This window comes from Collinsella sp. LCP19S3_D3, from assembly GCF_052121455.1.
In the GTDB taxonomy this organism is placed as follows: Bacteria; Actinomycetota; Coriobacteriia; order Coriobacteriales; family Coriobacteriaceae; genus Collinsella.
Genome location: NZ_JBQKEF010000056.1, coordinates 1 through 756, shown reverse-complemented (window position 1 = coordinate 756; position 756 = coordinate 1). Strand labels below are relative to the sequence as shown.

Genomic DNA, 756 nt, shown 5'->3' with positions numbered 1-756 from the left:
CCCAACCGAGAGGGGGGAGGCGCCGAAGGTGTGGAGGGTGAGGGGGGTGAAGTCGTAACAAGGTAGCCGTACCGGAAGGTGCGGCTGGATCACCTCCTTTCTAGGGAGATAAATCTTCTAGAGAGAAAACACTTTAACTCGAATGGAGGGCAGGAGCCCGTCCGGTGGATGTCTGGCCAGGATGAGGTCCCCGCAGCACCCGGTCCCCGGGGTCGCACCCGCGTACCTTGAGAGCCGCATAGCGATAGGAGAGAGATGGAAGAGTATCCTCTTCCAGACTCGATTCTTTTCTGCGATTAAATCAAGAATGATAGCAATCATTCATCCGATCCAAACAAGAGAATTCACTCATATACGAGTGAGGAGCATCTGATCGCGAGCACAGTGGAACACGCTGTGCCGCGGTATGAGATACCCGAATTGCGACATGAGAGCGCTATTCATGATATCGATTAATCTATATTAGCGACACGTGGATATCCCGCGGGCCCGGAGCGGTCCCGCAAGATACCACGGGCGCACGGCGGATGCCTTGGCACAGGGAGCCGATGAAGGACGCGGCAAGCTGCGATAATCCCCGGCGAGGAGCACACATCCTTCGACCCGGGGGTCTCCGAATGGGCGAACCCATCCGTAGCAGTACGGATATCCCCGGCCTGAACGCATAGGGCCGGGGAGGACAACCCGGGGAACTGAAACATCTAAGTACCCGGAGGAGAGGAAATCAATCTCGAGACTCCCCGAGTAGCGGCGAGC

Annotated in this window: 2 rRNA genes; both read left to right on the top strand. The window is 57.1% G+C overall.

From position 1 onward, the window contains the following. Positions 1–100, top strand: a 16S ribosomal RNA gene (locus ACTQXM_RS09015); the annotation flags it as partial. Positions 101–500: 400 nt separating this feature from the next. Beyond that, positions 501–756: ribosomal RNA gene (locus ACTQXM_RS09010) — 23S ribosomal RNA — on the top strand; the annotation flags it as partial.